The sequence below is a fragment of the Nocardia sp. NPDC019323 genome (genome assembly GCF_044389845.1).
GTDB classification, from domain to species: Bacteria; Actinomycetota; Actinomycetes; order Mycobacteriales; family Mycobacteriaceae; genus Nocardia; species Nocardia implantans.
Genome location: NZ_JBIRYN010000012.1, coordinates 158,365 through 165,253, shown reverse-complemented (window position 1 = coordinate 165,253; position 6,889 = coordinate 158,365). Strand labels below are relative to the sequence as shown.

1 protein-coding gene is annotated in these 6,889 nt (G+C 71.3%); it reads left to right on the top strand.

Annotation, left to right across the window (positions count from 1 at the left end):
* On the top strand, positions 1 to 6,837 hold a 6,837-nt coding region (locus ACH49X_RS30995; protein WP_357208125.1), incomplete at its 5' end, for an amino acid adenylation domain-containing protein.
* Between the last annotated feature and the right edge of the window lie 52 nt (positions 6,838 to 6,889).

Sequence of the window (6,889 nt, the reverse complement as noted above, 5' to 3'; positions counted from 1 at the left end):
GCCGGTGGCCGCCGCGAACTGGTCGCCGGTCCGCGTCCGGAGCACATCCCGCTGTCGCTGGCGCAGCAGCGCATGTGGTTCCTCAACCAGTTCGACACCGCATCGGCGGTGAACAACATCCCGGTGGCCGTGCGGCTCACGGGCGAGCTGGATGTCGCAGCGCTGCAAGCAGCGGTCGGCGACGTCATCGCCAGGCACGAGACCCTGCGCACCGTCTACCCCGAACAGGACGGCGCCGCGCACCAGGTCATCGTGCCCGTCGAGCGGGCCATGCCCGACCTGCGGCCGGAAGCGGTCGCGGCCGAGGACATCCGGCACCGGATCATCGAGGTGATCTCCGCCGGATTCGACGTGACCACCGAGGTCCCGTTGCGGGCCAAGCTGTTCCGCGTCGCCCCGACCGAATACGTGCTCGTGTTCGTCGCGCACCACATCAGCGCCGACGGCTGGTCGATGGGCCCGCTGACCCGCGACGTGATGCTGGCCTACGCGGCCCGTTCGGCCGGTGTGGAACCGGGCTGGGCGCCGCTGCCGGTGCAGTACGCCGACTTCAGCCTGTGGCAGCGCGACGTGCTCGGCTCCGAGGACGACCCGGAGAGCCTGATCTCCCAGCAGGCCGAGTACTGGCGCACCGCGCTGGCCGGGCTGCCCGACGAGCTGAACCTGCCCGCCGACCGGCCGCGTCCGACGACGCAGTCCTTCGCGGGCGGGCGCGTGGTGTTCCCGATCTCCGGCGAGCTGCACGGCAAGCTCACCGAGATCGCCAGACAGCAGAACGCGACGCTGTTCATGGTCGTGCACGCCGCGCTGGCGCTGTTCCTTGCGCGCATGTCCGGCACCGACGACATCGCCGTCGGCACCCCCATCGCGGGCCGCGGCGAGGCCGAACTCGACGACGTGATCGGCATGTTCGTCAACACCCTGGTGCTGCGCTCGCACGTCGAGGGCGACCTGACCTTCGACCAGTTCCTGGCCCGCACCAAGGACGCCGACCTGCAGGCGTTCGCGCACGCGGACCTGCCGTTCGAGCGGCTGGTGGAACTGCTCAACCCGGAGCGCTCCACCGCGCGGCACCCGCTGTTCCAGGTGGCGCTGTCGTTCGAGAACCTGCCCGAGAGCAGCTTCGAATTGCCGGGGCTGCACGTGGGCGCGGTCGACTTCGACGTGGACACCGCCAAGTTCGACCTGTCGCTGACCATCCGCGAAGCCGGGGAGAACCCCGACGACGCGGGCATGTACGCGGAGTTCTCCTTCGCGCGCGACCTGTTCGACGACGAGACGGTGCGGGTGTTCGCCGAGCGGTTCACCAGGCTGCTCACCGCGATCGCCACCGACCGCGAGACCCCGATCGGCGACCTGCCGTTGCTGGACGCGGCCGAATACCACCTGCTCACGCACGTGGCAGGCGAGGACGTCATGGCCACCGGCCTGCTGCCGGACCTGCTGCAGCACGGCGCGCGGCTGGACCCGGACCAGATCGCGGTGCGTTACCAGGGCCGGTCGATCACCTACCGCGAACTGGACGAGTACTCCTCGCGCCTGGCGCGGGTGCTCATCTCGCGCGGTGTCGGGCCGGAGCGCATCGTGGCGCTGTCGTTCCCGCGCTCCTACGAGATGGTCGCCGCGTTCTGGGCGGTGGCGAAGGCGGGCGGCGCGCACGTGCCGGTCGACCCGACCTACCCCGAAGACCGCATGCGGCACATGGTCAACGACTCCGGCGCGGTCATCGGCATCACCGCCAGCGAGTACGTCGACCGGTTGCCGCGCGACGTGGAGTGGCTGCGCATCGACGACCCGGCGCTCGGCGAGCTGATCGAGCGCGAGTCCGGCGAGCAGATCACCGATGCCGACCGCAACGCCGCGCTGGCGATGCGCCACCCGGCGTACGTCATCTACACCTCCGGCTCGACCGGTATGCCCAAGGGCGTCACCGTGACCCACGCGGGCATGGGCGGCCTGGTCGGCGTCGCGGCGGATCTGTACCAGCTGGAATCGCACCACCGGTTCCTGCACATCTGCTCGCCGAGCTTCGACCCGTCGGTGCTGGAATGGCTGTGCGCCGCCTACACCGGCGCGACGCTGGTGGTCGTGCCATCGACCATCATCGGCGGACCGGACCTGGCGGAGCTGCTGCGCACCGAGCGGGTCAGCCACACCATCATCACCCCCGCGGTGCTCGGCACGGTCGATCCGGAAGGCATGGAGGCGCTCGAAGTGGCCTCGGTCGGCGGTGACGTCACCACGCCGGAACTGCTGGCCAAGTGGTGGCCGGGCCGCAAGTACTTCAACGCCTACGGCCCGACCGAGACGACGATCATCTCGTCGTACGCCCAGCTCAGCCCGGGCAGGCACATCACCATCGGCCGTCCGGTGCGCGGCATGTCCGCGCTCGTGCTCGACAACCGGCTCAACCCGGTGCCGCCTGGCGTCGCGGGCGAGCTGTACCTGGCCGGTGGCGCGCTGGCGCGCGGCTACCACAACCGCCCCGACCTCACCGCGGAACGGTTCGTCGCCAACCCGTGGAGCGACGAGGGCGCGCGGATGTACCGCACCGGTGACGTGGTGCGCTGGTTCGCCGAACCGGGCGAGCGCGCGGGCAACGCCGCATTGCCTTCGGTGCCGTGGCAGCTCGACTACGTGGGCCGCTCGGACTTCCAGGTGAAGATCCGCGGCTTCCGTATCGAGCTCGGCGAGATCGACACCGTGCTGGCCGGCCACTCCGACGTCGAGTACGCGATCACCATCGGCCGCAAGACCGACGCGGGCGCGACGATCCTGGTGTCCTACGTGCTGGCCGCGCCGGGCCGGGAGATCGACACGGCGAGGCTGTCGGAGTACGCCTCGCGCACCCTGCCGCCGCACATGGTGCCGACGGCGATCGTGGTGATCGACGAGATCCCGCTGACCCCGGTCGGCAAGCTGGACCGCAAGGCGCTGCCCGAGCCCGAGCTGGCTCCGCGCGAGTTCCGCGCGCCGGCCAGCGAGGTCGAGGCCGTCATCGCCGAGGTGTTCGCCGAAGTGCTCGGCGTCGACCAGATCGGTCTGGACGACTCGTTCTTCGCGCTCGGCGGCGACTCCATCCTGTCGATCCAGCTGGTTTCGCGGGCCAAGGCGCGTGGCGTGCTGTTCACTCCGCGCGACGTGTTCGAGCGGCGCAGTGTGGCCGCGCTGGCCGAGGTCGCCGCGCTGGGCGCGGGCACGGAACAGACGCGGCTGGAGGAACTGCCCGGCGGCGGTGTCGGCGAGATCCCGCTGACCCCGATCATGCGCCAGATCCTCGCGAGCGGTTCGACCTACCAGCGGTTCTCGCAGACCATGGCGCTGCGGCTGCCCGAAGGCATCGACCGGGAGACCCTGGTCGCCACCATCGCGGCGGTGTTCGACCACCACGACGTGCTGCGGTCGCGCTTGCGCCGCACCGGCACGGACTGGACGTTCGAAGCGCTGCCGCACGGCGCGGTCGACGTCGACGCCCTGGTGCGGCGGGTCGACCTGGCCGCCGACACCGACGAAGCGGAGCTGGCACGGGTTGCCACCGAAGCGCTCGACGGTGCGCTGGGCAGGCTCGATCCGGCGGAAGCGTCGATGGCGCAGTTCGTTTGGTTCGCCTTCGAGGGCGAGCGGCGGGACGTGCTGCTGATCGTCGCGCACCACTTCGTGGTCGACGGCGTGTCCTGGCGCATCCTGATCCCGGATCTGGCGGTGGCCTGGTCGCAGCTGGTCGCCGGTCAGCCGGTGACGCTGCCCGCCAACGGCACCTCCATGCGGCGCTGGGCGCACAGCCTGGTCGAGGCGGCGAGCGCGCCGGACCGGGTCGCGGAACTGCCGTTCTGGCAGCAGGTCACGGCCACGCCGGATCCGCTGCTCGGCGCGCGTCCGTTCGATCCGGCGGTGGACACGTTCGCCACCGTCGAGCGGGTCGAGGTCACCGTGCCCGCCGAGGTCACCGACGCGGTGCTCACCGCGATCCCCGGCCTCTACCGCGGCGGTGTGAACGACGGCCTGCTCACGGCGCTGGCCATGACGGTCGCCCGCTGGCGCGGCGACGGCCCGGATGCCGCCTTGATCAAGCTCGAAGGCCACGGCCGGGAAGAGGACGTCGTGCCGGGCGCGGACCTCTCGCGCACGGTCGGCTGGTTCACCTCGGCCTACCCGGTCCGGCTCGATCTGGCCGGCGCCGACCTCGCCGACGCGTTCGCCGGTGGCGCCGCGCTGGGCGAGATCGTGAAGTCGATCAAGGAGCAGTTGCTCGCGGTGCCCGACAAGGGCCTGGGCTACGGCCTGCTGCGGCAGCTGAATCCGGAGACCGCGCCGACCCTCGGCTCGTCCGGGCAGATCAGCTTCAACTACCTGGGCCGGATGTCGGCCGGGGAGATCCCCGAACAGCTCGCCGAGATCGGCTGGGTGCCGGTGGCCGACCTCGGTCAGCTGGATGTCGACATGGACCTCGACATGCCCGCCAACGCGACGATCGACATCAACGCGATCGTCACCGACTCCGACGAGGGTCCGCGACTGGGCGCGTCGTTCGCCTTCCCGACCGGTCTGCTGACCCGGGAACGGGTCCAGGAGTTCGCCGACCTGTTCGTCGCCGCGCTCACCGCGCTGGCCACGCACGCGCGGCGGCCGGACGCGGGCGGTTTCACGCCGTCGGACATGCCGCTGGTGCGGGTGGGGCAGCAGGACATCGAGCAGTGGGAACAGGCCTACCCGGCGCTGTCGGAAGTGTGGCCGCTGTCGCCGCTGCAGTCGGGTCTGCTGTTCCACGCGATGATGACCCAGTCCACCGTGGACGTGTACACCATGCAGGCCGTGGTGGACCTGGGCGGCACGCTGGACGTGGCGCGGCTGCGGGCGGCGGCCCAGGGCATCGTCGACCGGTACCCGAACCTGCGCACCGCGTTCGTCACCGACGCCGACGGACAGGCCGTGCAGGTGGTGCTGGACCGGGTCGAGGCGCCGTGGCGCGAGGTGGATCTCACCGAGCTGCCCGCCGACGAGCGGACCGCCGAGCTGCGCAGGCAGGTCGCGGCCGATCAGGCGACGCACTTCGACATGGCCACCCCGCCGCTGATGCGGTTCACGCTGTTCCGCAGCGATGCCGCGCAATGGCACCTGGCCATCACCACCCACCACATCCTGCTGGACGGCTGGTCGATGCCGCTGCTCATGCGGGACCTGCTGGTGCTGTACGCGGTGCGCGGCGACCTGACCGCGCTGCCGCGGGTGACCCCCTACCGCAACTTCCTCGGCTGGCTGGCCGGGCGGGACCGGGACGCGTCGCTGCGCGCCTGGGCGGCGGCGCTGGAAGGGGTCAACGAACCCACCCAGCTCGCGCCGCAGCCGCGCGGAGCGGAGACCTACGAGATCGGCAAGGTCGTCACCGAACTCGACGCCGACCGCACGCGCCGGATCACCAAGCACGCCGCCGAACTCGGCGTCACGGTGAACACGCTGGTACAGGCCGCGTGGGGCATCCTGCTCGGACGGCTCACCGGCCGCGGCGACGTGGTGTTCGGCGCGACGGTGTCCGGCCGCCCGGCCGAGCTGCCCGGCGTCGAGTCGATGGTGGGTCTGTTCATCAACACGCTGCCGGTGCGGCTGCGCATCGATGACCGCCAGAGCATCGGCGAACTGCTGGCGCGGTTGCAGGGTGACCAGGCGGGCCTGCTCGAGCACCACTATGTGGGCCTCACCGACATCCAGCGGGTGGCGGGCACCGGGTCGCTGTTCGACACGCTGCTGGTGTTCGAGTCGTATCCGATGGACAAGGAGGCGATCTCGGCCGCCAGCTCGATCGACGGCATGTCGGTGACCGGTGTCGGCGTCAACGACGCCACGCACTACCCGATGACGCTGCTGGTGATGTCCGAGGCCACCATCGAGCTGACCCTGAAGTACCTGGGCAGCCGGTTCACCGCCGAAGAGGTCGAGACGCTCGCCGAGCGGCTGGTCCGGGTGCTCGACGCGCTGCTCGGCGATCCGGACGCCTTGGTCGGGGACATCGACATCCTCGACGAAGGCGAACGCGCCCGCCTGCTGGCCGAATCCGGCGTCACGGCGGCGGCTGCCACGCCGGAGCCGGTGGGCCGGGTCGGCGCGCGCACGGTGGCCAAGGTGCTCGGCGAGGTCGTCGAAGAGGACCCGGAAGCGCCCGCGCTGCTGGCCGGCGAGGACGAGGTCGCCTTCCACGCGCTGGACCGGCGTTCCTCGCAGCTGGCCCGGGTGCTCATCGACCGCGGCGCCGGACCGGGCGACGTGGTGGCCGTGACGCTGCCGCGTTCGGTGGACGCGGTGGTCGCGGCCTGGGCCGTGCAGAAGGCCGGTGCGGCATGCCTGTTCGCGGGCGATCTCACCGCCGAGGAGCTGACCGCGGCGGGCGCCGCGTTCGGCATCGGGTCGCCGGTGGCCGACAGCGACATTCGCTGGCTGGCGCTCGACGACGCCCAGGTGCGGGCCGACATCGACGCGGCGGCCGCGCACCCGGTGTCCTACGCCGACCGGGTCCGCCCGCTCGGCGAGGAACATCCCGCGTTCGTCGTCACCACGGCGAACGGGGTCGTCGCGATCACCCAGTCCGAGGCGCTGGACGAGGCCGAACGCGTGCGCGAGGAGCACGAGATCGACTACGAGTCGACCACGTACACCACGGCACTGTCCGGCCGCCCCGCGATCATGGAGTTCCTGACCTCCGCCACCGCCGGAGCCCTGTCCGTCCTGCCGACCGGCGACCTGGAAACCGACCTCACCGAGGGCGAGGTCACCCACTGGTTCGCGGGTCCGGGCGAAGCGACCGACGCGGCGGGCGAGGAGATCACGATCGTGACCGCGGAGTAGGTCCCGGTTGAAACCGACGAGCCCCACCCCACGCGGGAGGGGCTCGTCGGTT